A 21,710-nucleotide genomic window follows, 5' to 3' on the forward strand; every position below is an offset into this window, starting at 1 on the left:
TCCCCCGCAAGGGGGGGAGGGGAACGGCGAGGCCGTGCCGTGTGGCCTTAGGAAGCGCGGGCATGCTCAAACCCACCCGCCTGTCCCGCTTCAACATCGTAGCGCTATCGCTCGGCGTCGCCTTCCTCTATCTGCCGATCCTGATCCTGGTGATCTATTCGTTCAACGCCTCGCGGCTGGTGACGGTGTGGGGCGGCTGGTCGCTGCGCTGGTACCGTGAGTTCTTCAACGATCGCGCCATGATCGATGCGGCCTGGATGAGCCTGCGTGTCGCTGCGAGCTCTGCCAGCATCGCCACCGTGCTCGGCACGCTGGCCGCCATTGCGCTGTCGCGCGGACAGGGCTTCCGCGGCCGCACGCTGTTCTCCGGCATGCTCTATGCGCCGCTGGTGATGCCCGAGGTCATCACCGGCCTGTCGCTGTTGCTGCTGTTTGTCGCGCTGAACGCCGAGCGCGGCTTCTGGACCGTGACGATCGCGCACACCACACTGACCATGTGCTTCGTCGCGGTGGTCGTGCAGTCGCGGCTGGTCGTGCTCGATAAGAGCTTTGAGGAGGCCGCGATGGATCTCGGCTGCGACCCGTTCCGCGCCTTCGTGCTGGTGACGTTGCCGCTGATCGCGCCCGCGGTCGCCGCCGGCTGGATGCTTGCGTTCACGCTGTCGCTGGATGACCTCGTGATCGCAAGCTTCACCACCGGACCCGGTTCGGCAACCTTGCCGATCCGGATCTATTCGGAGGTGCGGCTTGGGGTGAAGCCGGAGATCAACGCGATCTGCACGCTGGTCATCGGCCTGATCGCGGTCGTGATCGTTGTGGCGTCGCTCGCCTCGAAGCTGTCGAGCCAGCGCGGCGAAAGCGCCGCGCCGTTATAGCGAAGCATCCACCGGGAGCGTATTCGCCGTTGAGAACAGCTCGGCAGCAGCGGTACTCGCCTCGCGGTGGATCGCACCGCGATCCACTGACGGCGGATCGAGGCAGCAGGTCGGATCGATGCTGCGGCCCATCTCTGTGCTCTCCGGCAGGAACACGTAGTGACCGGCCTCGGGAGCGACAATGTCGAGCCGGCTGTTCGGCAGTCGCTCGTGCAGCCAGCGGGCCGTCGGTGCGAGAAAATCGCCGCCACCGACCATGATGCGGGCCGGCACCTCGATCGCGGCGATGCTCGCCTCTGAAAACCCCTGCACCGAGCGCCCGGGCGCCAGCAGCAGCGCCGCCTTGATCCTGATGTCGCGATAGGAGTCGGACATGCGCGCCCACGACTCGCGGAAGATGCGGCTCTGCTCGAGCAGGCGCGGCAGATGATCGGCGAGATCAGGGAATTCGCGCGGGCCGCGGCCGAGATTGGCGCCCGGCTCGAACGGCGAGCGGACCATGATTGCGCCAAGCAGGGCCGTGACCGTCGCGCCGCCCAGCGAATAGCCGACGGCAAAGATGCGATCGGGATCGATGCGGCCTGCGAACGCGGGGATGGTCTCGATGCGATCGAGCAGCAGAGTGATGTCGCGCGCCCGCTCCCACGAACAGAGGAAGCCCTCGGCGCGATAGGGCTCGGCGTGGCTATTGCCGTGATGATCAACCGTCACCGCGATGAAGCCGCGGCGGGCAAGATCGCGCGCCAGCCATTCCTGCTGCAGGCCGTGGCCGCCGGTGCCGTGCGAGAACACCACCAGCGGATAGCGCCCCTCGTTGAGCGGCGCATTCAGCGCGGCCGTATCCGCCTTGAACCAGCCCTGCGGCAGCGGCGCGATCGGAAGCTGCGCTTCGACCGCGCCGGCCGCGGCCGGGTACCACGCCGCCCAGGTGACGGGCCGCGCTGCATCACCGTCCCAGTTCGGACGCGCCGGATCGTCGAACCGGCCGTGCGCAAATCCAATCGGCATCAATCCATCACGACTTCACCGCGCCGGCGGTCAATCCGCCCACCATGTAGCGCTTGAAGGCATAATAGACCGCGGCCGGCGGCAGCGCATAGATGAAGCCGGTGGTCATCAGCAGCTCCCACGGCGAATCGTCGGCGGCCAGGAAATTGCCGAGCGCGACGGGAAGCGTGATGTCCTTGTCGTTGGACAGCAGCAGGAAGGCGTAGAGATATTCGTTCCAAGCAAGCAGCACCGCATAGGTGCCTATTGCGACCAGCGAGGGCATCATCAGCGGCAGATAGACCAGGCGGAAGATCTGCAACGGGCTCGCGCCGTCCATGATGGCGGCTTCGTCGAGCTCGACCGGCAGCTTGTCGGAGGCCTGCTTCAGCACCCAGATCGCGTAAGGCGCCGCGATCGTCACCATCGCGAGGATCAGCGACCAGTGCGTGTTGAGCAGGCCGTATTTGCCCATGGTGCGATACATCGGCACAGCCAGGAACGCCGCCGGGATGAAATAGGTGAACAGCGCCAGGTTCATCACCATGCGGCTGCCCGGCACGCGCAGCCGCGAGATCGCGAACGCCGCGCAGGTCGCGATCACCAGCGTCAGTGCGCCCACCGCGGCTGCGATCAGCACCGAGTTGCCGAACTGCAGCCAGAAGTCGCGCAGGAAGTAATGCTGCTGGTGGAAGACGATCGAGAAATTATGCAACGTCGGATGGTCCGGCCATAGCTTGCCGGAGAACGCGTCCTCCTTCGGGGAGATCGCGAACAGGAACATGTGGTAGATCGGCACCATGGTCCAGATGAAGACGGGAATGCCGATGAGCAGCAGCCGCGCCTCGGTACTAACATCCCGCCAAGTGAGTTCGCCAACGACGGGGAGCTTCATCGGGACAACCGCTTCATCATGAAATAGACCAGGGGCAATACCAGCGGCAGCGCGCAGACGATGGAGGCCATCGCGAGGCTGAGCTGGTCGAGCCGGAGATAGCGGATGCCGAGCGTGGACAGCACATGGGTGAGGTCCGCCGGCCCGCCGCCGGTCAAGAGATAGACGCTGTTGAAGTCGCCGAGCGTCCAGATCATCGACAGCAGCGTGCAGGTCACATACAGCGTCTGCATCGACGGCCAGGTGATGTAGCGGAATTTCTGCCACCAGGTGGCGCCGTCGACATCGGCGGCCTCGAACAGGTCGTGCGAGATCGCAAGCCGCCCCGTCATCAGGATCAGGGTCCAGAACGGCAATGACTTCCAGATGTGGACGCCGATCGCCATCGACAGCGCCACCGCCGGATCGTTCAGCCAGTTCGGCCCATCATCGCCGGTGAACTGGAAGATCAGCTGGTTGATCACCCCCCATTCGGGGTTGAGCATGAAGCGCACCGACAGGATGGTCGGGATCGACGGCACCGCCCAGGGCAGGATGAAGATGACGGACAGCCATCTGATCCAGCTGCGCTGCTGCACGAAGAAGCCGGACAGGAACAGCGCGATCACCATCTTCACGTTGATGCCGATCACGAGGAAGATCAGCGTGTTGATCGCCGCGCGCGCAAAGATCGGATCGTTGTACAGCGCGACATAGCTCGCCGGATGGCGCGCGAGCCAGAGGCCGTAGCCGACCGGATAGACCACGAAGGCGAGAAACACCAGCAGGTAGGGTGCGAGCATCACGATGCCCCAGACCTGCGGGGACGTCAGCCGCGGCGGGCGTGGTGCGACCGCAAGTGCCGGGTCGTTGGCTGAGATCGTGATCGCCATGTCAGTTATTTCCAACACTGATGCCGCAGTAACAGTGTCGTCCCGGCGAACGCCGGGACCCATACGCCGCGGCAGTCATTTTGAAAGACGGCGTCAACGACGTCCCCTCCTGTCACAACGGCCTGTGGTTATGGGTCCCCGCTCCGCGCGCGCAATTGCGCGCTAGGCGGGGACGACACTAGTTGTTGTTCGGGCGGCCATTCTACTTAACCCGCGACCTCCTTGATCCGCGCAATCAGCTCGTCGACGGCCTTGTCGACCGGCACCTTCTCGCTGACCACGCGGTTCATCGCCTTGGCCCAGACGTTCTCGTTGTTGAGGATGGTGAACTTGTAGTTCTTGGTGAAGTCGAACGGCGAGGTGCCGCCGGTGAACTGGGTGTAGACCGCCTTGCGATGACGGTCGGCCTGCCAGAACGGGCTCTTTTGGCCGGCGATGGTGACCGGGAACCAGCGGCCGAGCGCACCCTCGACATAGGGCCCGAGGTTCTCTTCCTGCATCAGGAATTTGATGAACTCCTTGCCCTGCTCCTTGTGCTTGGCATTGGCGAAGATCAGGCCGGTCTTCACGTCGGAGCGGTATTTGATCGGGGTGCCGTCCGGCTTGTTGGGGAAGGACGCCGTGATGATGTCCTCCTCATAGGCCTTCTTGCCGGCGGCGCGCTGCTCGGGCGTCAGTGCGGGATTGGTGGAGTCCTCGAACCACTTCGCCGCGATCGAGATCGTGAAATTGTGGGTCATCACGATCGTCTTGTTGTGGAACGCGACGTTGTTGTCCGGGTCCTTCCACGTGGTGGAGGAGGGCGGGGTGCAGCCCTTGATGTAGGTGTCGGTGTAGTCCTTCAGCGCGTGGATCAGGCCGTCGCGGACCTTGGGATCGTCCACCAGCAGCTTGCCGTCGTCGTCGACCAGCTTGACGTTATAGGCGTCCATGAAGGTGTAGAACGACTGGAAGGAGTCGGTCGATTCCACGCCCATCGGCTGCCCGACGCCATAGATGCGCTCGCGGGTCGCCTTGCGGATCGCCGGCTGCACCTTGTCACACCAGAACGACCAGTAGTCCTCCCACTTGGTCGGGATGTCGCTCTGCTTGAAGCCGGCCTTCTCCAGCATGTCGCCCCAGATCTGCACATGCATGCTCTGCTGCTTCAGCGGGAAGCCGTAATAGGCCTTCTTCTTGGCGACGTTGTTGTAGAGATAGGCGGTCTCGATCGTGTTGGGCGCGAACGCCGATTTCATCGGCTCCAGGATGTCGCTGAGATCCTCGAGCTTGCCCTCATAGGCCCATTTGCCCTGCGCCTGCACGTCATAGGTGTCGGAATAGGCGACATCGGGCACAGTGCCGGAATCCAGCGCCGCCACGGTTTTCGGAATCATGTCCTGGATCGCGTATTGCGACAGCTCGACCTTGATCCCGGTCTTGGCCTCGAATTTCTTGACGACGTTCAAGAGCGCATCGTCTTCCGACTTGTAGAAGCCCTTGCCCCACCAGACGGTGATGGTGTCCTGTGCGATGGCTGGTGCTGCAGCGCAAAACAATCCGGCTACTGCAGCCGCAAGCGAAAGCGCGCCCATTCCTCTGGATTTCACGTGTCTCTCCCTGTTCTGCCGATCTTGTCTGGTCGGCCGGAGCGGACACTAGCGCAGCACGTTGGTGCGATCCAGTTGCAAGATATCAGACATAGGTCGTGCGCGAGAGGTGAGGCAGAAGGTCGCTGTTCAATGCAACGTTCAATTCGACATTTAATTCGACTTGGGGGAATCGTTGTTGCCTTGCGCATCGGTGGTGGAAGGCTGTGGTGCCTCCTGCTGCGTCGGCCGCAGACCGCCGGTGAAGCGCTCGATCATGGAGCGCACCTTGCGGTCTTTCAGCGCGTCCAGCAGTGGCGCCGCCGCCGGCGCGCGACGGATCAGGCTCTCGGGGTCGGGGAAGATCAGCGGGTCTTCCCAAGGTCCCTGCACGACGAACGGCAATTCGAAGCCGTTGCCGCCATTGGCTGCCGCGGGCAGGCTGGCGGTGCCCTTGAAATCGTATTCCCGTGTCGGCACCGACGCCGTGCCGGTCATGGTAATACGTGCGGTCGGGCCGTCGACGCGGATGTCCTCGGCCGTAGCGATGCCCTCGGCGAATTTGACCGCGATGGTGAGATTGTCATAGGGCGTCGCGCCGGTCCGGAAATTGCCGCTGCCCGACAGCGGCCGCCGCTCCAGCCGCTTCAACAACTGCTCGACATTGAAGCCGGAAATGGCACCGTCGTGGCCCTGCAATGTGGCGTTGCCGTCGAGCGATTGCGCCAATCCAAACGGGCTCGACCCGGATGCGGTCAGCGAGACGTTGAGATTGCCGTGGCCGGACAACGACGAGACACCGAACAATTCGCTGGCGCAGGCCTGCAGGTCCACGTCGCTGAACTGCAATTCGGCCTTGATGTCGGCCATGGTGTCGGCACGGGCGAGCCCGAACGATCCGCGAATGATGCCGCCGCACATCTGCGCCTCGCCGACCGAGAGCGCCAGCACACCGTTGCGCAAGTTCGCCCCGAAGGCTGTCCGTCCGAGCTTGGAGGGGCCCACCGTCACGCGCGCCGCCGACAGGCGCATGTCGAGGTCGGTGGTCGAGAGCGCCTTCAGGTCGAACATCTGCCGATTCCAGTCGCGCGCGCCATTGGCGAGCAGACGGAAGGTCGAGATGTAAGGCGTGAAGTCGAGGCCGTCGGCGGCCAGCGTGGCCTGCAAGGTCTGCCGGCCGTTATTGGCATAGGTCATCACGCCCTCGGCCGAATTGCCGTCGAGCTCGACATTGACATTGGTCAGCGCGATCGAGGCGCCCACCACATTGGCCCGCGCGCGTAGCGCGAAGCGGCCGAAGCCGCTGCCGCCGAGCGGCGTCTGCCCGGTCCAGCGCAGCGCCTCGCGCAGCGACGGGCTGTCGATGGTGAGCGTGCCTTCCATCAGGGCGCTGGTGCGGTTGGCAATGGTGCCATCGAACGCGACCTTCACCGGCGGGCTGGCCAGCCGCATCTTCAGGCCGGAGCGGTCGCCCGAGAGCGCGGCCAGGAAATCGCTGACGCTGATCGAGCCCTCGATACGCTGGCCCCGCCAGTCGAATTGCCCGGTCGCCGCGAAGGACCGCGAGATCGATGGCCAGGCCAGTGACAGGTCGATGTCGTCGAGCTTTTCCGATGCGCCTGTGCCGCCATTCTCATACGCCAGCGTGCCGTCCTGGATGCGGATCTCGGAGAACGACATCTGGCTCTCGGAGCCGGGCCGCATCGTGCGCGTAATGGTCTGGATGAAGGGCGTCCAGTTGCTGGAGCCGTCGGCATCGTGAATGACATTGATATGCGGCCGCAACATCATCAGATCGGCGATCTCGAAGCGCTGCAGCAGCAGCGGCAACAGCCGCAGATTGGCGGTCAGCACGTCGACACGCAGCGCCGGGTCGCCCGTGGCGCCGCCCTTCAGGCCGACATCGTGGAAGGAGACGTAGCTGCCCGGAAATACCGAGACATCGATATTGCCGTTGACCACCAGCTCGAGCCCGGTGACAGCGCGGATCTGTGTCTCCACCGCCCGACGCAACGCGTCGCGATTGATCAGCCAGGAGCTGGTGACCATGCCGATCAGGGCGAGCCCGAGCAGTGCCGCAATCGGCGTGCCGAGGCGCCTCATTCCTTGGGCCATGGTCACTGACATGTCCTGGATTGTCGTCGGATCGCTGTTTCAGGGAGATGGGCAGGGCGCGCCGAAACCCGTGCCAACATCAACAACTTGATCGGATTTCTTGACGCTTTCAAGGCCGCGCCTCGGATGTGGCCGGATTACGGCGATCCCTTAAGGTGCGGCTGTCCGTAGATCCACGGCGGGGGTGGGTGAGGGAGCGCTGGCGCGTTCCCGAAGCACGGAAGAACGTCCGGGAGGGTGTCATTGACGCGTTGCGAAGATTTCGCCTAATAATCCGGATCATCCGGCGCATAGCCGTACTTTCGATCAGGTCATTTCCATGAACAAGGTCTATCCCGACGCCAAAACGGCCCTCGCTGGCCTTCTCAAGGATGGCATGACCATCATGTCGGGGGGCTTCGGCCTCTGCGGCATTGCCGAGACCTTGTCGGACGCGATCCGCGATTCCGGGGTCAAGAATCTGACGGTGATCTCCAACAATGCCGGCGTCGACGGCATCGGCTTGAGCCGCCTCCTGGAAACCCGGCAGATCAAGAAGATGATCTCGTCCTATGTCGGCGAGAATAAGCTGTTCGCGCAGCAATATCTGGCCGGCGAGCTGGAACTTGAGTTTTGTCCACAGGGCACGCTGGCCGAGCGCATCCGCGCGGGCGGAGCGGGCATTCCGGCCTTCTTCACCAAGACCGGGGTCGGAACCCTGGTGGCCGAGGGCAAGGAAGTCCGCGAGTTCGACGGTGAGAAATATCTGATGGAACGCGGGCTGTTCGCGGACCTCGCCATCGTCCACGCCTGGACGGGCGACACTGCGGGCAATCTTGTCTATCGCAAGACTGCGCGCAACTTTAACCCGATGATGGCGACGGCCGCGAAGATCACGGTGGCGGAGGTCGAGCATCTGTTGCCGGCCGGCCAGATCGATCCCGACCACATCCACACGCCCGGCATTTTCGTCAAGCGCATCGTTCAGGTCGGTACTGCGTTGAAGCGTATCGAGCAGCGCACCGTGCGCAAGCGCGAGAACGCCGCCGCAACCGGAGAGGAAGTCTGATGGCCTGGACCAGAGAGCAGATGGCGGCCCGCGCCGCCAAGGAACTGCGCGACGGCTACTACGTCAACCTCGGTATCGGCATCCCGACCCTGGTCTCGAACTACATCCCGCCGGGCGTCGACGTCGCCCTGCAGAGCGAGAACGGCATGCTCGGCATGGGACCCTTCCCCTATGAGGGCGAAGAGGACCCTGACCTCATCAATGCCGGCAAGCAGACCGTCACCGAGCTGCCGATCACCAGCTATTTCTCCTCGGCCGATTCCTTCGCGATGGTGCGCGGTGGCCATATCGACCTGTCGATCCTCGGCGCCATGCAGGTGGCCCAGAACGGCGATCTCGCCAACTGGATGATCCCCGGCAAGATGGTCAAGGGCATGGGCGGCGCGATGGATCTCGTCGCCGGCGTCAAGCGGGTCGTCGTCGTCATGGAGCACTCCGCCAAGGACGGCCCGAAGCTGCTCAAGAAGTGCACGCTGCCGCTGACCGGCGAGCGCGTAGTCGATATGGTGGTCACCGACCTCGCCGTGTTCACGATCGACAAGCATGGCAATGACGGCATGGCGCTGATCGAGCTCGCCGAGGGCGTCACGCTCGACGAGGTGAAGGCCAAGACCGAAGCCGAATTCCGCGTCGCGCTGACGAACACTTAAGCGCAGATACCCTCCCGACGATGCCGGCTGAAGGCAGCGGAATCGCATGTGGACGGAAAAGGTCTCTGGCTGTCTCTTCGCGGCCATCCTTCGAGACGCCCGCTCGCGGCGGGCTCCTCAGGATGAGGCCTTCCCCGCGGTGAATTCTTAGACCCTCATGGTGAGGGCGCGGCGAAAGCCGCGCGTCTCGAACCATGAGGCCCCCGATGTTTTCGTGCTAGATGCGATAGCCCTGCGGCCAAAGGGGAAGACGTCCTGTCTTCCCCTTATCTCGTTTCTCCGCGGATCGTGTGGGCCGCGGCCTATGAGCGCAGCGTCGTCAACCTTGCCTTGATCCGCGCTACCATCGGGCCGAGCCATGATCTCTGCTCCCGCACCAGTCGGAAGCCGAGATTGCTCGGCGGTGTGCCGGAGGCGCAGCCGCCGGCGCGGGCGTCGCGGATGAAGTCGGTGACATAGGCGCGATGCGCGCCCTCGGCGATGCGGACGCCACAATTGGCATGGCTCTTGATCGTGTGGCCGGTCTCGTCGCGGATGTTGCGGGTAAAGCAGGTCGAGGTCCATTCCCAGACATTGCCGGCAAGATCGGCGATGCCGTTCTCATTGACGCCGAAGCTGCCAAAGGCCTGCGGTTCCTGCTCTTCGGACTTGCCCTGCTCACGCTCGTAACGTTCGATCCAGCGCCGGGACGGGTCTTGATCGTCTCCGACGATCCCGTCGTCGTGGAAACGACCACCGGCGGCATAGGCCCATTCGGCGTCGGTCGGAAGCCGATAGGTCTCGCCGGTCTTGACCGACAGCCAGGCAGCATAAGCCACCGCATCGTGCCAACTCACCTGCACCGCCGGACGGTCCACCGCAATGGCGACATCGCGGTCGAGGGCGCGACATGCATGGTCATTGACGCAGGCCTGATAGTCCGTGGCGCTGACCTGGGTTTTCATGATGGCGAAGGGGCGATCGAAGCGAACCGTTGTCAACGGCGCGTCGCTCTGCTTGCCGTTGCGGGTGAAGTCGCCGGAGTCGCGATAGGTCACAGCGCCCGGCGAGATATCGACCAGCGCCGGCGCGAGCAGTCCTGGAGCCCGCGTTGCGTTGAGTTCGCCGACCAGCGGCGCCACGGCAAGCGGACCAGCCAGTCCCGCAACACAAGCGAGCGTCAGTTTGATCTTGAGGGCGAGCAGCATGATGGCCTCCGAACCAAGAAGCAGGGGCCGGCGGTGCCGGCCCCTGATCGGTCTTCAGTTGGTAGCGCCGTTGGGAATCTCGGCCGGCGCCTTCACCTGGGTCATCAGATCGTCATTCCACTTGCCTTCGACCTTGAAGTGGGCGGTCGCGCCGAGGTCGGCGGCCTCGATCAGGTTGTGCGTGACATAGGCGTAGATGCCGGGCTGCAGGAATTTATACATTGCAGCTCCCGCCGAGCCGCCGCGGATGAACCAGGTCTCGAGCCCGGTTTCCGGAGCATTGGAAAACTTGCCGGTCTCCCAGACATAGTCGCCATGGCCGCCGATCAGATGCGGACGGCTGTCGCGGTTGGCTTGCGAATGCACGATCAGCACGTTGTCGCCGACATTGGCGGTCAGCGCATTCTTGCCGGTCAGCGCGCCGACCTTGCCGTTGAACACGACATGGGTCGGGATCAGCTTGCGCATCACCTCTTCGGTATCGGCATAGGCCTCGCCGGGCGAGTCGTAGGACTTGAAATTACCCTTCTCGTCGCGCGGCACGTAGAGGTCCTGCTCGCCGATGTAGTAGATCTTGTCATAGCGCAGCGCGTGACCGTGGCCGTCGTTCAAACCGTCGCGCGGCAGCACCATGACGGCGCCGTTCATGCCGGACACGACATGCCAGGGGATCATCGGGCCACCCGGCGCGCAATGATAGACGAACACACCGGTTCGGGTCGCCTTCCAGCGCAGCACCACCTGTTCGCCGGGATTGACCAGGGTAAGGGCGCCGCCGCCGAGCGCGCCGGTCGAGGAATGGAAGTCGATGTTGTGGGGCATGGTGTTGGTCGCGGGATTGACCAGCGTCACCTCCACATAGTCGCCCTCATGCACGACCATCAGCGGGCCCGGCATTGAGCCGTTGAAAGTCATGGCCTGGAAGGTGGTGCCCTTTTCGTCGATGACCACCTTCTTTTCCTGGATCACGAGCTTGAACTCCATGATCTTGGGGCCCTGTTTGGTGGCCTGCTCGTGCGGATGCACGAAGGGCGGCGCAACCAGATCCACCTTCTGGCGCGGCAGCTTAAGGTCATCGGCGTTGACAGGCGTTGCCAGCATCATCGCTGCAACGGCTGCACTGAACATCGCGGCTCGGCGGGTCAACATGTGATCGCTCCTTAGATCGGATCTGTTGTGGTGCCGCGATCACCATGAGCCTGTTCGCTGCAAGCTTGTTTGTGCTGCAGCAATCTCGTGTGCAATTGCGATAGAGACCTGATCAGCGCGGATTGGTGCCGCTCATCGCGCAAGGCAGGAAAATGCAAGCCGGACGCAACAGCGCGCGCCCGGCGAGCAACATGATGAATGATGTGTTAACGGCTAAGCGGGCTTAGCTGAGCCAATGGAGCGCCGCCACGCTGATGGTGGCGAGGGCCGCGGCAACACCGCCGGCGGCTGCGACGAAGCCCAGCACCTTGATGAAGGTGCCGGCCAAGCTCGCATCTGGCCTGGAATGATTTGAGAACGCCGGAAATCCGTCGGATTGCGGAATGTGCCCGCGAATCTCGGACAGAACAGCGAAGAACCGGATCAGTATTTCCAGACCGTGCATGTCACCCCCCGAATCCTTGATCCTCAACACTATATCCGAGCAAATTCCGGCTGCGGCTTTGAGCAAGCTCAAAGTCCACACCGAAAAATACGGTTTTATTGGATGCTGCAGTGCGGATTCTGGGCGCGCCCTTATGTCCAAAAGCAGATGTGATATTGCAATGAGGCAGGTAGAACATGAGGCCAGATCTGGCAGTCCATTATGGGCAGGAGCGTCTGCCGCGCTACACGAGCTATCCGACTGCGCCGCATTTTTCGCCCGCCGTAGGACCCGTCGCTTACGCTGATTGGCTGCGCGCGATTCCGACGAATGCCAAGGCGTCGCTCTATTTGCACGTCCCGTTCTGTCGGCGGATGTGCTGGTACTGCGGCTGCAACACCATGGTGGCCAAGCAGGATGAGCCGATCGCGGTCTACGAGTCGGCCCTGCGTTGCGAGATCGACCTCGTGTCGCGGCAAATCGGGCGCCGGCTCCAGGTTGGCCATATCCACTTCGGCGGCGGCACGCCGACCATCATGACGCCTGAAGCGTTCCTCGACGTGGTCGGATTGCTGCGCCACGTCTTCTTCGTGCTGCCGTCGGCCGAGATCGCCATCGAGATCGATCCGCGGACGCTCGCTCCTGCGATGATCAAGGCGCTGGCGCTCGGCGGCGTCAATCGCGCCAGCCTCGGCGTGCAGAGCTTCGACCCTGTGGTGCAGCAGGCGATCAACCGTGTGCAGACGCTGGCGCAGACCGCGGCGGCCACGGCCGGCCTGCGGCAGGCCGGAATCACCGGCATCAACTTCGACCTGATCTACGGGCTGCCACACCAGACCGTGGCCTCCTGCCTGGACACCGTGCGGCGCAGCGTCGAGCTTCGCCCCGATCGCTTCTCGGTGTTCGGTTACGCGCATGTCCCGTCGTTCAAGAAACATCAGCGCAAGATCGCGGATGCATGGCTGCCGGACAGCGCGCAGCGTTATGACCAGGCTTGCGCGATTGCGAATGCGCTGAAGGACGCCGGTTACATCCAGATCGGCCTGGATCATTTTGCGTTGCCGACGGATGCGATGGCGGTAGCGTTCCGTGAGGGCCGGCTGCACCGCAATTTCCAAGGCTACACCACCGACGAGAGCGAATTGCTGATCGGCTTCGGCGCCTCGGCGATCGGACAATTGCCGCAGGGCTACGTCCAGAACGCGACGCAGGTCCGCGCCTATCAGGAAATGATTGCCTCCGGCCGGCTCGCAACCGCGAAGGGCTATGCGCTGACCGATGACGACCGGCTGCGAGCCGACATCATCGAGCGCATCATGTGCGACTATGGTGTTGACCTCAAGGCGACCTGTGCGCGTCATGGCGTCGAGCCGGACGCGGTCTTGAACTCGGCGCCGCGGCTGCAGGCGCTGCTCTCGGACGGCGTGGTCGAACTCGACGGCGCGACGCTTGCGGTTGCCGAAGGCTCCCGCTTCCTGGTGCGCAGCGTCGCCGCGGCGTTCGACGCGCATCTCGATGCGTCCAGGCAGCTGCACAGCCGCGCCGTTTAACTCAAGCCTGTTCCTGCTTGTCCGCCGACAAAGAGCGATGTTGTCGGCGGCGATATGCTTACTTCAAAAAGGAGGGACGCATGCCGTTTACCTTTGATGATCTGGTCGACGATGTGATGCGCAGGGCGCCTGAAACGATCCGCGTGTTCCTGGCGTTTCGCATGCGTTGCGTCGGCTGTCCGATCGCCTGCTTCCACAATGTGGCCGACGCCAGCCGCGAGCATGGTGTCGATCCGAATAAGTTCCTGGCCGCGCTCTGCGCCTGCAGTTGATTGGCGGGATCAGGTGCTGTCGGAGGCTTGCTCAGCCAAGAGCACGATCTTGTGCGGCTCGCGGAGCACGATGCGTTGCCGTCCGCTCTCGACCAGGCCCATCTGTTCCCAGGCCGAGAGGATGCGACTCACCGTGTGCAGGGTGGTCCCGGTCATCTGCGCGATGTCCTGCCGGCTGATTGGAAAGTCGATCTGCACGCCGTGATCGAGCTTGCGGCCGGCCTGTGTGGCGAGCCGAAGCAGTGCATGTGCGACGCGCTGCTCCACCTGCTGGGTGGACATCTCGATCACGCGGTCGTGGGTTTCCTGCAGACGGCTGCCGACCGCCTGCAGCGTGTTGGCCGCGAGCGAGGGGAACTTCGCCACCAGCCGCGGCCAGGCGGCCGACGGCCAGGCCAGCACGATGCTGTCGTCGACGGCGAGCGCAGTCGCCGGATAGTGCTTCAGCCCGATCGCCGGAGCGACGCCGAAGGTTTCGCCGGGCACGACATAGCGGACCACCACCTGATCACCGGCCGGCGTGGCCTTGCTGGCGCGCACATGACCATGCAGCAGCAGGAAGAAGGAATGCGCGTCAGCGCCCTGCTCGAACACGGCGCCGTTGCGCGCCACGCGAATCGAACGTGCCTCGCGCAGCACCTCGGTCAGATCGTCGGGGGAGAGCCCCGCAAACAATGGCAGATGAGCCACCAGCGATCGGTCGATCGAAGCCATGAGTTCTCCGCCTGGGTCTTGTCACCGAGCCGTGAATAGCACGGCGGCCGGACCAGATGGAAGTTTGCGCAGGGACAATCTGGCTACGGCTGCGGCCGAATAGGTTGTTCGCTGACGCAATCAATTCGAGCAGGACAGAGCAGATGGCAATACCCCGCTTCCGTGAGCATCATGGCTTGCCCATTCTCGCCAACGGCTTTCGGCCGTTCTTCCTGCTTGGCGCCGTGCAGTCGGCGCTGACGATCCTGGTCTGGCTGCCGGTATTCTATGGCGAGCTGAAACTCACCTCAGACTTTGCGCCGCGCGACTGGCATGTCCACGAGATGCTCTACGGCTACCTGCCGGCCATCATCACCGGCTTTCTGTTCACCGCGATTCCGAACTGGACCGGACGGCTGCCGTTGCAGGGCATGCCATTGCTGACCCTGGTGGTCGCCTGGATCGCAGGCCGGATCGCCGTTACCTTCTCGGCAGGCGCGAGCTGGTGGCTGGTGGCCGCGGTCGATTGCGGCTTCCTGCTGCTCGTGGTCGGCGCGGCCGCGCGCGAGATCATTGCCGGCAGGAACTGGCGCAATCTGCAGGTGGTGCTGCTGGTCGCCATGCTGCTGGCCGGCAATATCGGCTTCCATGTCGAAGCGCATGTCCGCGGCGCGGCCGACACCAGCATTCGGATCGGTGTCGCCGTCGTCGTGCTGTTGATTGCGCTGATCGGCGGGCGCATCGTCCCGAGCTTCACCCGAAACTGGCTGGTCCGCGAAAATCCGGGGCGCCTGCCGGTGCCGTTCGGCCGCTTCGATGTCGTCGTCGTGCTGGTCAGTGCGCTGGTGCTGCTGGCCTGGATCATCGTCCCCGATCATGCATTCACCGGCATCGCGCTCGCCCTGGCCGGCGTGCTGCATCTCATCCGTCTGGCGCGCTGGGCCGGCGACCGCACGTTGCGGGAGCGGCTACTCGTGATCCTGCATGTCGGCTACGCCTTCGTGCCGCTCGGCTTCCTGATCAATGCGGCGGCGAGCTTCGGCATGGTGCTGCCGAGCGCAGGCCTGCATGCCTGGATGGCGGGCGCGGCTGGCGTCATGACGCTTGCGGTGATGACGCGCGCGACCCTCGGCCATACCGGCCAGCAGCTGACGGCATCCGCCGCGACGCAGGCGATCTATGCTGCGATCGTCGTTGCGGCGCTCGCGCGCATCTGCGCCGTGCTGGAGCCTGCGCACAGCGAACTCCTGCTGCATGTGGCGGCCTTCGCCTGGGTCACCGCGTTTCTCGGCTTTGCGCTGGCCTATGGTCCGCTGCTGCTCGGCCTCAAGCGCCGGGCGCTCGCGGTGCGCTCAGCCTAGGCTCTGGTTGCGGGCCATCGCACGCGAGAACACCACCTCCATCAGCGTGCCGGATTTCGGCGCCGCCTTGATGTGGAATTGCGCACGGTTGGCTTCGACCAGCGCCTTGGTGAGCGAGAGGTTCAGCCCGGCATTCTCTGACGTCCGCTCCGAGGGCGCCCGCGGCCGAAACGGCTCCAACGCGGCCGCGACCTCCTGGTCATTGAGCGCGTGGCCGGTGTCGCGGATGCGCAGGACGACCTCGCCGAAATCGGACACCGCGGTGGAGACGATGACCTGACCGCCGGGATTGGCGAGCGAGATCGAGCTCGAGATCAGGTTAAGTGCGATCTGACGGAGCGCGCGTGCATCCGCCACCACGGGCGGCAGCGCGTGCGACAGCGAGCTGCGGATGATGATGCGGGCGCGGTTCGCCTGCGGCTGCAGCACCGCTACACAATTTTCGACCAGCTCGTTGAGGTTCTGGTTGGTGAAGGTGAGCTCCAGCCTGCCAGTCTCGATCCGCGACAGTTCGAGCAGGTCGTTGATCATGGCGACCACCCGCTCGCCGGAGCTGCGGATGTCCTTCAGATAGTCGACATAGCGTTCGTTGCCGATCGCGCCGAAGCGCTCGCCGATCATCACGTCGGCAAAGCCGATGATCGCATTCAGCGGCGCCCGGATCTCGTGGCTGATCCGCGCCAGCATGTCGGCCTTGGCATTGGCCGCGCGATCGGCGAGCCGGCGCGCCTGCAACAGCTCGTTCTCGCCGCGGCGGGCCTGCGACAGGTCGCGAAACACCGCGAAGAAGTTCGGGCCATCCGGCCGCGTCCGGCCGATCGTCATCGCCAGCGGAATGAGGCCGCCCTGGCGGACCCGGCCGAGCACCTCGCGCCCCTGGTCCAAAACGCTGGCGGCCCCGGCTTCGCGGATGCCGTCCAGATAGTCCAGCACCAGCCGCGTGCTCTCCGGCGCAAACAGCTCGGTGAGATTGCGGCGCACCAGCTCCGCGCCATCATAGCCGAACAGCGCCTCGGCGCTGCGGTTGCAGGCGTGAATGTTGCCGCCGGCATCGAACATCAGGACGCCTTCGGCGGTGACGTCGAGGATCGCGCCGAAATCTTCCGCGCCGGCGTGGCTGGCGGCGGCAGGCGGTATGACCAGCGGCGGCGGCGGCTGTGTCGCAGGGGGCGCCGCCGGCGGCTCGATCGGTGCGGTGTTTTGCGGAGGCGGAGAATTCGGGCGCGGCGTGAACACCAGGGCATGGGCGATGTCGCCGTCCCAGGCGATCGTGAACAGCCGGGCGGTGGCTTTCTTTTCGTCGCGCCCCGAGCCGTCGACGACCGAGATCGTGACCGGGGTTCCGGCCTCGGATCCGCTCGAGCTCGCGGAGACGCCGGGCTCGACATAAAGCGCATCAAGCCCGCCGGCCTGCTCCAGCGCCGCCAGATCGGCATAACCCATCTGCGCGAGGAACGCGTCATTGGCATAGAGCAGCCGGTCGAGCCGGTAGATCAGCACGCCGGTCGGCAGGAGATCGAGCAGTATGCGGTCGCGCTGGCTGTCGCCCTGGGCCGGCGGCGGTTCCGGCGCCAGCCATTCGGCGTGGCCGTTGGCCGCAAGCCTGTCGGCGGCCTGGGTCTCACCCGGCCAGGCGCCATCCGGTGGCTCGGAAGGGGGCTCGCTCACACGCAGGCTGCTCTCCTTCTCCGAGAGCGCGGCAAGCAGGTCCGTGGGCGCTGCGCGCATCTCGCCTTCGAGCCGGGCCGACAATTGCCGCGCAAGTTCATGGAACGCGTTTTTCTCCACCGGGGTCAGCGCCGCAAACCTGCTCTCGCTTGCCGGTCTGGTCTCGCTTGCCGGCCGGAACGGCACCACATTGTCGGTCGTTTCCGTGCTGTCGTCGGCGGCTGCTGGAACTGGCGGGGGCGCCGCATTCTCGTGCGTCCCGGCCGCGATCGTGGAGGGGGGCGGCGGCGCATCTAGGGCCATGCCGTGTTCGGATTCGGCGAGCTCGGTGTCGGTCGCGCCGGGGTGCGCGGCGACGGCGTCCGGTTCGGCGGCGGCTGCGGCGGCCGCCTCGAACGGCTGATCGGCGATCCGGTCGCCGGCGGGCGCGTGCTCCGCAGTGTCGTCGACCAGGCTCGGCTGGGTTGGTTGATGCGGCAAGTCCGCGAAGTCCGTACCGGTCATTGTCTCCGCAGTATCATCGATCAGCAGGATTTCCGAGGGCGCCTCGTTCGTCAGCTCCGGGGCTTCATAGGTCGGTGCTGCCGGCGCCTGGTCGTCCGGCGTTGTGACTGCGGGCTTGCTCTCATCTTCCGGTTCCACAGCCACCTCTTGCGGTGAAATTGTCTGCTCTGCGTCAGCGGCGGGATCCGGCGCCGACGCTTCGGCCGCGACTGGCATCAGCGCCGCCACGAGCCCGATCTGCTGGCCGCTGCCGACCCGATAAAGCAGGGCGCGCACAAGTCCGAGCTGAGCCTCCGCATGGCCGTGTGCGAGGGCTGCATCACGGGCCTCGGCGAGACCGGCGATGGCAAGATCGCGATAGCCGAACAGGAGGCTGCCGGACGCGCTCGCTCCGGCAAACACGCCGTCGCGGGTGAAAGCGATCAGCGCGGCGTCGCCATCCGCGACCAGCTGCTGCAAGCGTTCCCCTAGCGGCATGCTGCGTGCGGCCGGATCGGTGCTGGTGATCAGCACCGCATGCGAGCCGTCGGCAAGATCGATCCTGGCGCAGCTGCAGGTCGCCAGCGTGCCGAGCCGCGCACCGAAGCCGCGCAACCGCTCCAGCCGGATCGCGCCGTTCTCCGGCAGCCGGCGCCAGAGCTGGGCGACTTGGCGCCGATGCACATCGGCCGGACCAAATGATCGCTCGGACAAGGCCATGCCGCTGGCTGCGCCAAACGTCTTGGCGCCGGCCGGATTGGCCCAGAGCACCCGGCGGCCATCGGCTGACCACAGCCATGCGGGAAGCGCGCCGACGGCATGGACGGCCAGCCGCGGATCGCTCAAGCCCAGCAGCTGGAGGTCGGTTTGGTTCATGATGGTCGGTCGCTGAACAGCCCTGGTGACATCCTCGACATCGCCGCCCGGGACGGCATCCTTAACAATACGTTACTATCGCCTGTTTCTAAGTGCGAGGTCCACGGTCCGACCGACGGCCGTTTGAGCGAAACCTTGGATAACCTTAATCTGCCCCGAAGGTTCCGCCTGCGCAGGCGCGCGACCGCGCAGTTACGCAAAAGTTGCATGTTGCAATTCCGACCGAGGTGTCCACGATATGGCAAGCGCGTGGCCCGTCATACCGGCGCAGCCATTGCGGGATATCTTCGAACCTGTTCGCTCAGGGGCTTCAAAGTCAGCGGACATCAATGGGCAGGTTGGGGGCGCAGCCGTGCCGATCCAAGCAGCAACAGCGATGAGGTGGACGATGACTGAAAACGGGCGTGGATTCGAGTTCCCCAAGGAAATGCGTTCGATGGCGGAAGCGAGCTTTGATCAGGCGCGCAAGGCCTTCGAGAAATTCCTCGCCAGCGCGCAGGCCACGGCCGGTACGCTGGAGGAGCGGGGCGAGAGCGTGCGCGCAGGCGCCAAGGACATCGGCGCCAAGGTGATGGCTCACGCCGAAAAGAACGTGCAGGCGTCCCTCGACTATGCGCAGTCGCTGCTGCATGCGAAGGATCTCCCTGAGGTGATGCGGTTGCACAGCGAGTTCGTGCAGGCGCAGATGCGGGCGCTGGCCGAGCAGGCGAGCGAAATGGGCCAGACCGTCAGCAAGGCGGCGATGGACGCGGCCAAGCCGAAGTCGTAAGGGCCCCAACAACTTAGGCCAACTCAAAAGCCAGGCGGCATCACACCCGATGTCTTATGCAACGCCATAAAATTGCTTTGCGTTGCACAAAATCGACATGATCTGTTTCTACGAGAAGTTGCTCTCAGGGGCACTTCCTCTGCGTGATCCGAATCGACCCCTCCCGGCCGGGTGCTGGGGAAAATGTGCTGATTGTTGCGAAGGATACATGCCATGACAAACGCCACCGATCCGTTCTCTGCTTCCGTCATTCCGTTCGAGGTTCCCGAGCAAATGCGTGCGTTTGCTGAAAAGGGCGTCTCGCAGGCCCGCGAGAGCTACGCCAAGTTCAAGGATGCCGCCGAGACCCACAACAGCGCGATCGAGGCGTTCTTCGCGAACGCCAGCAAAGGCGCGAGCGAATATTCCACCAAGGTGATGGAGTTCATGCGGGCCAACACCACCACAAATCTGGACTTCGCCCAGCAGCTGCTCGGCAGCAAGTCGCCGTCGGAAGCGCTCGAGCTGTGGACCGGTCATACCCGCAAGCTGGTCGAGACGTTCACCGCGCAGGCCAAGGAACTTGGTGAGCTCGGCCAGAAGGTCGCCACCGAGACGGTCGAGCCGTTCAAGGAAAGCGCCTCGAAGCTGTTCCGGACGGCCGCCTAAGCCAAGGCCGACGGCGGCGCCTCCCGTCCGTAGGTGCCGCCAGCACGTCGATCGACCCAAGCCCGGGCCATCCGCCCGGGCTTAGCCTTTCCAGAACCGGTGGATGCAGAACCGGTTGAAAAATCGGGTGTTGTAGCGGCGGACTTGGCCCTTCCCGGACTTGCCAAAGCCGCGCATTGCACCTAGTTTCCGCCCGCATCGGCCGCCCTTTGCGAGCGGCCCCTTTGCGGATGCAGTTGTAGCTCAGTTGGTTAGAGCGCCTGTCTGTGGAACAGGAGGTCGGTGGTTCGAGCCCACCCAACTGTACCAATGAAATCAAGCACTTAACTCAGAAGTATGGCTCGATTGCTTCCCAGGAAATTCGCTATGGGAAGCTCTGGAACCTCTTTGCTGTCCGGCTCTCGCGAAGCGGATCGCCGGCTGATGACGAAAACTGGGAGCCGGTCGTTCGGCTCTGGAGGAGGGTGCCGCTGCAGGTGCGTAAGCGCGGGACGGACGGGTGCAGATGAACCACCTCTCAGTCTGAGAGAGGCCGTCTTCCTCAACAGATGTTTCGAGACCGGAATTGGGACACTACGCATTCGAACTAGGCTAGGGCGCCTTGCTCCTAGTTCATTTTGCGGCGCAATTTTTGGGAGAGTTGACGTTGTTCCTCGATTGCTTCGCTCACCGCTTGCCGCAGCTCCTCGGTCAATCGCTCCTCATCTTCGGACAGTTTGTCGGATGATGGTACCGGATCCTTGTTCATGGCCGCGATCTCCGCAAGATCTGGCCTATAACGCTGAGGCGCGGCGCCGGTTCAGCCGATGGGGCAGAACGGATCAGGCGGGATCGATCCAGTTGATGGTGCGACACCGTTGGCACTCAAACATCCGAGCGGCGCGTCCGGTTCGCGGGTCCGATAGACGGTGTAAGGAAGCGGGAATCTGGCCGCAGGCGCGGCAGGGTGGATAAGCAGGCGACGGCTGTCGACTCAGCTCCGGGCCACCGTCTTCGGACATTGTTGTCCTTCCCTTCAAAGTCTGGCGGAGACTGAACGCCATCGGCGACGGCTCGTTGCACTTCCAGAGATCAAGGCGTCTATGCGAACGGCGTCCCGCTAGTCATTAGCATACCGCCAAACTGCCAATTCGGCTTAGGGGCTCCTCCGGCACCGATGCGGGGCGAACCAATCGGGGCATGAGTAGGTGTAGGCGTTGCGATGATGCGAGGTGGGTCTGCATGGCCGATGCCGTCCGCAACAAGGTCGCGGAAGGCGACGTGCCGGATCTCCCGGGGGCCTTCGTCATCACGGATAGACGGGACTGGTGATGGCAAGCAGCCCATCGATTTTTCCGCCGGCTGTAGTCCGCGCGTTCGTCAAGCGAATGAACGACTACTTCTCCGAGACCGAGCCACTGAAGCGCGACACGATCGCTGTGCTCCAGCTGCGCGATCTTGAGAGCCATCGGAAGGGCAAGCTGCGCCTCGATGACGTTCGACCGCTATTTGCTGAGATGCGCGCGCACTTGGAGCAATAGCACTTTTCAAGCGATTGATCGCAAGAGCGCCAACGGTAGCGGCCGGGGTGAGCCCTGCGGCGCGCGGTGCGGCCAACCATTCAAACTCACATCGGGTGAA

General features: G+C 64.1%; 20 protein-coding genes and 1 tRNA gene. 10 read left to right on the top strand and 11 right to left on the bottom strand.

Features of this window, described 5'->3' with window-relative positions:
- Window positions 1-62 precede the first annotated feature (62 nt).
- Window positions 63-875, top strand: a complete 813-nt coding sequence (locus BRAS3843_RS13905) for an ABC transporter permease subunit (protein ID WP_008969548.1) — start codon at window positions 63-65, stop codon at window positions 873-875.
- On the opposite strand, the gene BRAS3843_RS13910 is transcribed toward BRAS3843_RS13905, so the two are convergent.
- The 5 genes from BRAS3843_RS13910 to BRAS3843_RS13930 all read right to left on the bottom strand — a co-directional run bounded on the left by BRAS3843_RS13910 (window position 870) and on the right by BRAS3843_RS13930 (window position 7,312).
- A complete protein-coding gene (locus BRAS3843_RS13910) occupies window positions 870-1,883 on the bottom strand; it encodes an alpha/beta fold hydrolase (protein WP_008969549.1) in 1,014 nt (337 codons plus the stop codon). The genes BRAS3843_RS13905 and BRAS3843_RS13910 overlap by 6 nt on opposite strands.
- A gap of 7 nt (window positions 1,884-1,890) precedes the next feature.
- Window positions 1,891-2,757 (bottom strand): carbohydrate ABC transporter permease, encoded by an 867-nt coding sequence (locus tag BRAS3843_RS13915; protein WP_008969550.1) that lies wholly within the window; start codon window positions 2,755-2,757, stop codon window positions 1,891-1,893.
- Entirely contained in the window at window positions 2,754-3,629 is an 876-nt protein-coding gene (locus tag BRAS3843_RS13920; protein WP_008969551.1) for a sugar ABC transporter permease, read from the bottom strand. The genes BRAS3843_RS13915 and BRAS3843_RS13920 overlap by 4 nt, the downstream gene beginning before the upstream one ends.
- Window positions 3,630-3,835: 206 nt before the next feature.
- On the bottom strand, window positions 3,836-5,218 hold the full coding sequence (locus tag BRAS3843_RS13925; RefSeq protein ID WP_008969553.1) for an ABC transporter substrate-binding protein: 1,383 nt from the start codon (window positions 5,216-5,218) through the stop codon (window positions 3,836-3,838).
- A 153-nt stretch (window positions 5,219-5,371) separates the two neighbouring features.
- The gene (locus BRAS3843_RS13930) at window positions 5,372-7,312 is read right to left on the bottom strand and encodes an AsmA family protein (RefSeq protein WP_035981682.1); all 1,941 of its coding nucleotides are present in this window, start codon (window positions 7,310-7,312) and stop codon (window positions 5,372-5,374) included.
- 319 nt (window positions 7,313-7,631) lie between these two features.
- Here BRAS3843_RS13930 and BRAS3843_RS13935 point away from each other — a divergent pair, with 319 nt between their 5' ends.
- Both BRAS3843_RS13935 and BRAS3843_RS13940 read left to right on the top strand, forming a co-directional pair.
- The gene (locus BRAS3843_RS13935; RefSeq protein ID WP_008969556.1) at window positions 7,632-8,360 is read left to right on the top strand and encodes a CoA transferase subunit A; all 729 of its coding nucleotides are present in this window, start codon (window positions 7,632-7,634) and stop codon (window positions 8,358-8,360) included.
- Window positions 8,360-9,010, top strand: a complete 651-nt coding sequence (locus BRAS3843_RS13940; RefSeq protein WP_008969557.1) for a CoA transferase subunit B — start codon at window positions 8,360-8,362, stop codon at window positions 9,008-9,010. The genes BRAS3843_RS13935 and BRAS3843_RS13940 overlap by 1 nt, the downstream gene beginning before the upstream one ends.
- Window positions 9,011-9,312: 302 nt before the next feature.
- On the opposite strand, the gene BRAS3843_RS13945 is transcribed toward BRAS3843_RS13940, so the two are convergent.
- The 3 genes from BRAS3843_RS13945 to BRAS3843_RS13955 all read right to left on the bottom strand — a co-directional run bounded on the left by BRAS3843_RS13945 (window position 9,313) and on the right by BRAS3843_RS13955 (window position 11,791).
- Entirely contained in the window at window positions 9,313-10,197 is an 885-nt protein-coding gene (locus BRAS3843_RS13945; protein WP_008969558.1) for an SUMF1/EgtB/PvdO family nonheme iron enzyme, read from the bottom strand.
- Between the two features lie 54 nt (window positions 10,198-10,251).
- Window positions 10,252-11,346 carry a copper-containing nitrite reductase gene (gene nirK, locus BRAS3843_RS13950; protein WP_008969559.1) on the bottom strand — a complete coding sequence of 365 codons (1,095 nt, stop codon included), beginning with the start codon at window positions 11,344-11,346 and terminating at the stop codon, window positions 10,252-10,254.
- Between the two features lie 223 nt (window positions 11,347-11,569).
- Window positions 11,570-11,791 (bottom strand): hypothetical protein, encoded by a 222-nt coding sequence (locus tag BRAS3843_RS13955; protein WP_008969560.1) that lies wholly within the window; start codon window positions 11,789-11,791, stop codon window positions 11,570-11,572.
- A gap of 176 nt (window positions 11,792-11,967) precedes the next feature.
- Between BRAS3843_RS13955 and hemN the strand changes: the two genes are divergently transcribed.
- Together hemN and BRAS3843_RS13965 are read left to right on the top strand one after the other, a co-directional pair.
- Window positions 11,968-13,320, top strand: a complete 1,353-nt coding sequence (gene hemN, locus BRAS3843_RS13960) for an oxygen-independent coproporphyrinogen III oxidase (protein ID WP_008969561.1) — start codon at window positions 11,968-11,970, stop codon at window positions 13,318-13,320.
- A gap of 80 nt (window positions 13,321-13,400) precedes the next feature.
- Window positions 13,401-13,592 (top strand): DUF1858 domain-containing protein, encoded by a 192-nt coding sequence (locus BRAS3843_RS13965; protein WP_008969562.1) that lies wholly within the window; start codon window positions 13,401-13,403, stop codon window positions 13,590-13,592.
- Between the two features lie 9 nt (window positions 13,593-13,601).
- On the opposite strand, the gene BRAS3843_RS13970 is transcribed toward BRAS3843_RS13965, so the two are convergent.
- Window positions 13,602-14,306, bottom strand: a complete 705-nt coding sequence (locus BRAS3843_RS13970; RefSeq protein ID WP_008969563.1) for a Crp/Fnr family transcriptional regulator — start codon at window positions 14,304-14,306, stop codon at window positions 13,602-13,604.
- 143 nt (window positions 14,307-14,449) lie between these two features.
- Here BRAS3843_RS13970 and BRAS3843_RS13975 point away from each other — a divergent pair, with 143 nt between their 5' ends.
- Window positions 14,450-15,646 carry an NnrS family protein gene (locus tag BRAS3843_RS13975; RefSeq protein WP_008969564.1) on the top strand — a complete coding sequence of 399 codons (1,197 nt, stop codon included), beginning with the start codon at window positions 14,450-14,452 and terminating at the stop codon, window positions 15,644-15,646.
- Here the strand turns inward: BRAS3843_RS13975 and BRAS3843_RS13980 are convergent.
- Window positions 15,638-18,673 (bottom strand): PAS domain-containing sensor histidine kinase, encoded by a 3,036-nt coding sequence (locus tag BRAS3843_RS13980; RefSeq protein WP_008969565.1) that lies wholly within the window; start codon window positions 18,671-18,673, stop codon window positions 15,638-15,640. The genes BRAS3843_RS13975 and BRAS3843_RS13980 overlap by 9 nt on opposite strands.
- Window positions 18,674-19,061: 388 nt before the next feature.
- On the opposite strand from BRAS3843_RS13980, the gene BRAS3843_RS13985 reads away from it, so the two are divergent.
- The 3 genes from BRAS3843_RS13985 (at window position 19,062) to BRAS3843_RS13995 (ending at window position 20,399) form a co-directional block, all read left to right on the top strand.
- The gene (locus BRAS3843_RS13985) at window positions 19,062-19,442 is read left to right on the top strand and encodes a phasin (RefSeq protein WP_008969567.1); all 381 of its coding nucleotides are present in this window, start codon (window positions 19,062-19,064) and stop codon (window positions 19,440-19,442) included.
- 213 nt (window positions 19,443-19,655) lie between these two features.
- Entirely contained in the window at window positions 19,656-20,090 is a 435-nt protein-coding gene (locus BRAS3843_RS13990) for a phasin (protein ID WP_008969568.1), read from the top strand.
- 232 nt (window positions 20,091-20,322) lie between these two features.
- Window positions 20,323-20,399 (top strand) — tRNA-His (locus BRAS3843_RS13995).
- A gap of 298 nt (window positions 20,400-20,697) precedes the next feature.
- On the opposite strand, the gene BRAS3843_RS41495 is transcribed toward BRAS3843_RS13995, so the two are convergent.
- Entirely contained in the window at window positions 20,698-20,838 is a 141-nt protein-coding gene (locus BRAS3843_RS41495) for a hypothetical protein (RefSeq protein ID WP_008969570.1), read from the bottom strand.
- A gap of 562 nt (window positions 20,839-21,400) precedes the next feature.
- On the opposite strand from BRAS3843_RS41495, the gene BRAS3843_RS39615 reads away from it, so the two are divergent.
- Entirely contained in the window at window positions 21,401-21,610 is a 210-nt protein-coding gene (locus tag BRAS3843_RS39615; protein WP_008969571.1) for a hypothetical protein, read from the top strand.
- Window positions 21,611-21,710 lie beyond the last annotated feature (100 nt).

The organism is Bradyrhizobium sp. STM 3843 (genome assembly GCF_000239815.1).
Classification (GTDB): Bacteria; Pseudomonadota; Alphaproteobacteria; order Rhizobiales; family Xanthobacteraceae; genus Bradyrhizobium.

Excerpts from the sequence above, each read along its gene's own strand:
- BRAS3843_RS13905 (WP_008969548.1), top strand. The coding sequence starts at position 63 with ATGCTCAAACCCACCCGCCTGTCCCGCTTCAACATCGTAGCGCTATCG.
- BRAS3843_RS13910 (WP_008969549.1), bottom strand. The coding sequence starts at position 1,883 with ATGCCGATTGGATTTGCGCACGGCCGGTTCGACGATCCGGCGCGTCCG.
- BRAS3843_RS13915 (WP_008969550.1), bottom strand. The coding sequence starts at position 2,757 with ATGAAGCTCCCCGTCGTTGGCGAACTCACTTGGCGGGATGTTAGTACC.
- BRAS3843_RS13920 (WP_008969551.1), bottom strand. The coding sequence starts at position 3,629 with ATGGCGATCACGATCTCAGCCAACGACCCGGCACTTGCGGTCGCACCA.
- BRAS3843_RS13930 (WP_035981682.1), bottom strand. The coding sequence starts at position 7,312 with ATGGCCCAAGGAATGAGGCGCCTCGGCACGCCGATTGCGGCACTGCTC.
- BRAS3843_RS13935 (WP_008969556.1), top strand. The coding sequence starts at position 7,632 with ATGAACAAGGTCTATCCCGACGCCAAAACGGCCCTCGCTGGCCTTCTC.
- BRAS3843_RS13940 (WP_008969557.1), top strand. The coding sequence starts at position 8,360 with ATGGCCTGGACCAGAGAGCAGATGGCGGCCCGCGCCGCCAAGGAACTG.
- BRAS3843_RS13945 (WP_008969558.1), bottom strand. The coding sequence starts at position 10,197 with ATGCTGCTCGCCCTCAAGATCAAACTGACGCTCGCTTGTGTTGCGGGA.
- nirK (WP_008969559.1), bottom strand. The coding sequence starts at position 11,346 with ATGTTGACCCGCCGAGCCGCGATGTTCAGTGCAGCCGTTGCAGCGATG.
- BRAS3843_RS13955 (WP_008969560.1), bottom strand. The coding sequence starts at position 11,791 with ATGCACGGTCTGGAAATACTGATCCGGTTCTTCGCTGTTCTGTCCGAG.
- hemN (WP_008969561.1), top strand. The coding sequence starts at position 11,968 with ATGAGGCCAGATCTGGCAGTCCATTATGGGCAGGAGCGTCTGCCGCGC.
- BRAS3843_RS13965 (WP_008969562.1), top strand. The coding sequence starts at position 13,401 with ATGCCGTTTACCTTTGATGATCTGGTCGACGATGTGATGCGCAGGGCG.
- BRAS3843_RS13970 (WP_008969563.1), bottom strand. The coding sequence starts at position 14,306 with ATGGCTTCGATCGACCGATCGCTGGTGGCTCATCTGCCATTGTTTGCG.
- BRAS3843_RS13975 (WP_008969564.1), top strand. The coding sequence starts at position 14,450 with ATGGCAATACCCCGCTTCCGTGAGCATCATGGCTTGCCCATTCTCGCC.
- BRAS3843_RS13980 (WP_008969565.1), bottom strand. The coding sequence starts at position 18,673 with ATGAACCAAACCGACCTCCAGCTGCTGGGCTTGAGCGATCCGCGGCTG.
- BRAS3843_RS13985 (WP_008969567.1), top strand. The coding sequence starts at position 19,062 with ATGACTGAAAACGGGCGTGGATTCGAGTTCCCCAAGGAAATGCGTTCG.
- BRAS3843_RS13990 (WP_008969568.1), top strand. The coding sequence starts at position 19,656 with ATGACAAACGCCACCGATCCGTTCTCTGCTTCCGTCATTCCGTTCGAG.
- BRAS3843_RS41495 (WP_008969570.1), bottom strand. The coding sequence starts at position 20,838 with ATGAACAAGGATCCGGTACCATCATCCGACAAACTGTCCGAAGATGAG.
- BRAS3843_RS39615 (WP_008969571.1), top strand. The coding sequence starts at position 21,401 with ATGGCAAGCAGCCCATCGATTTTTCCGCCGGCTGTAGTCCGCGCGTTC.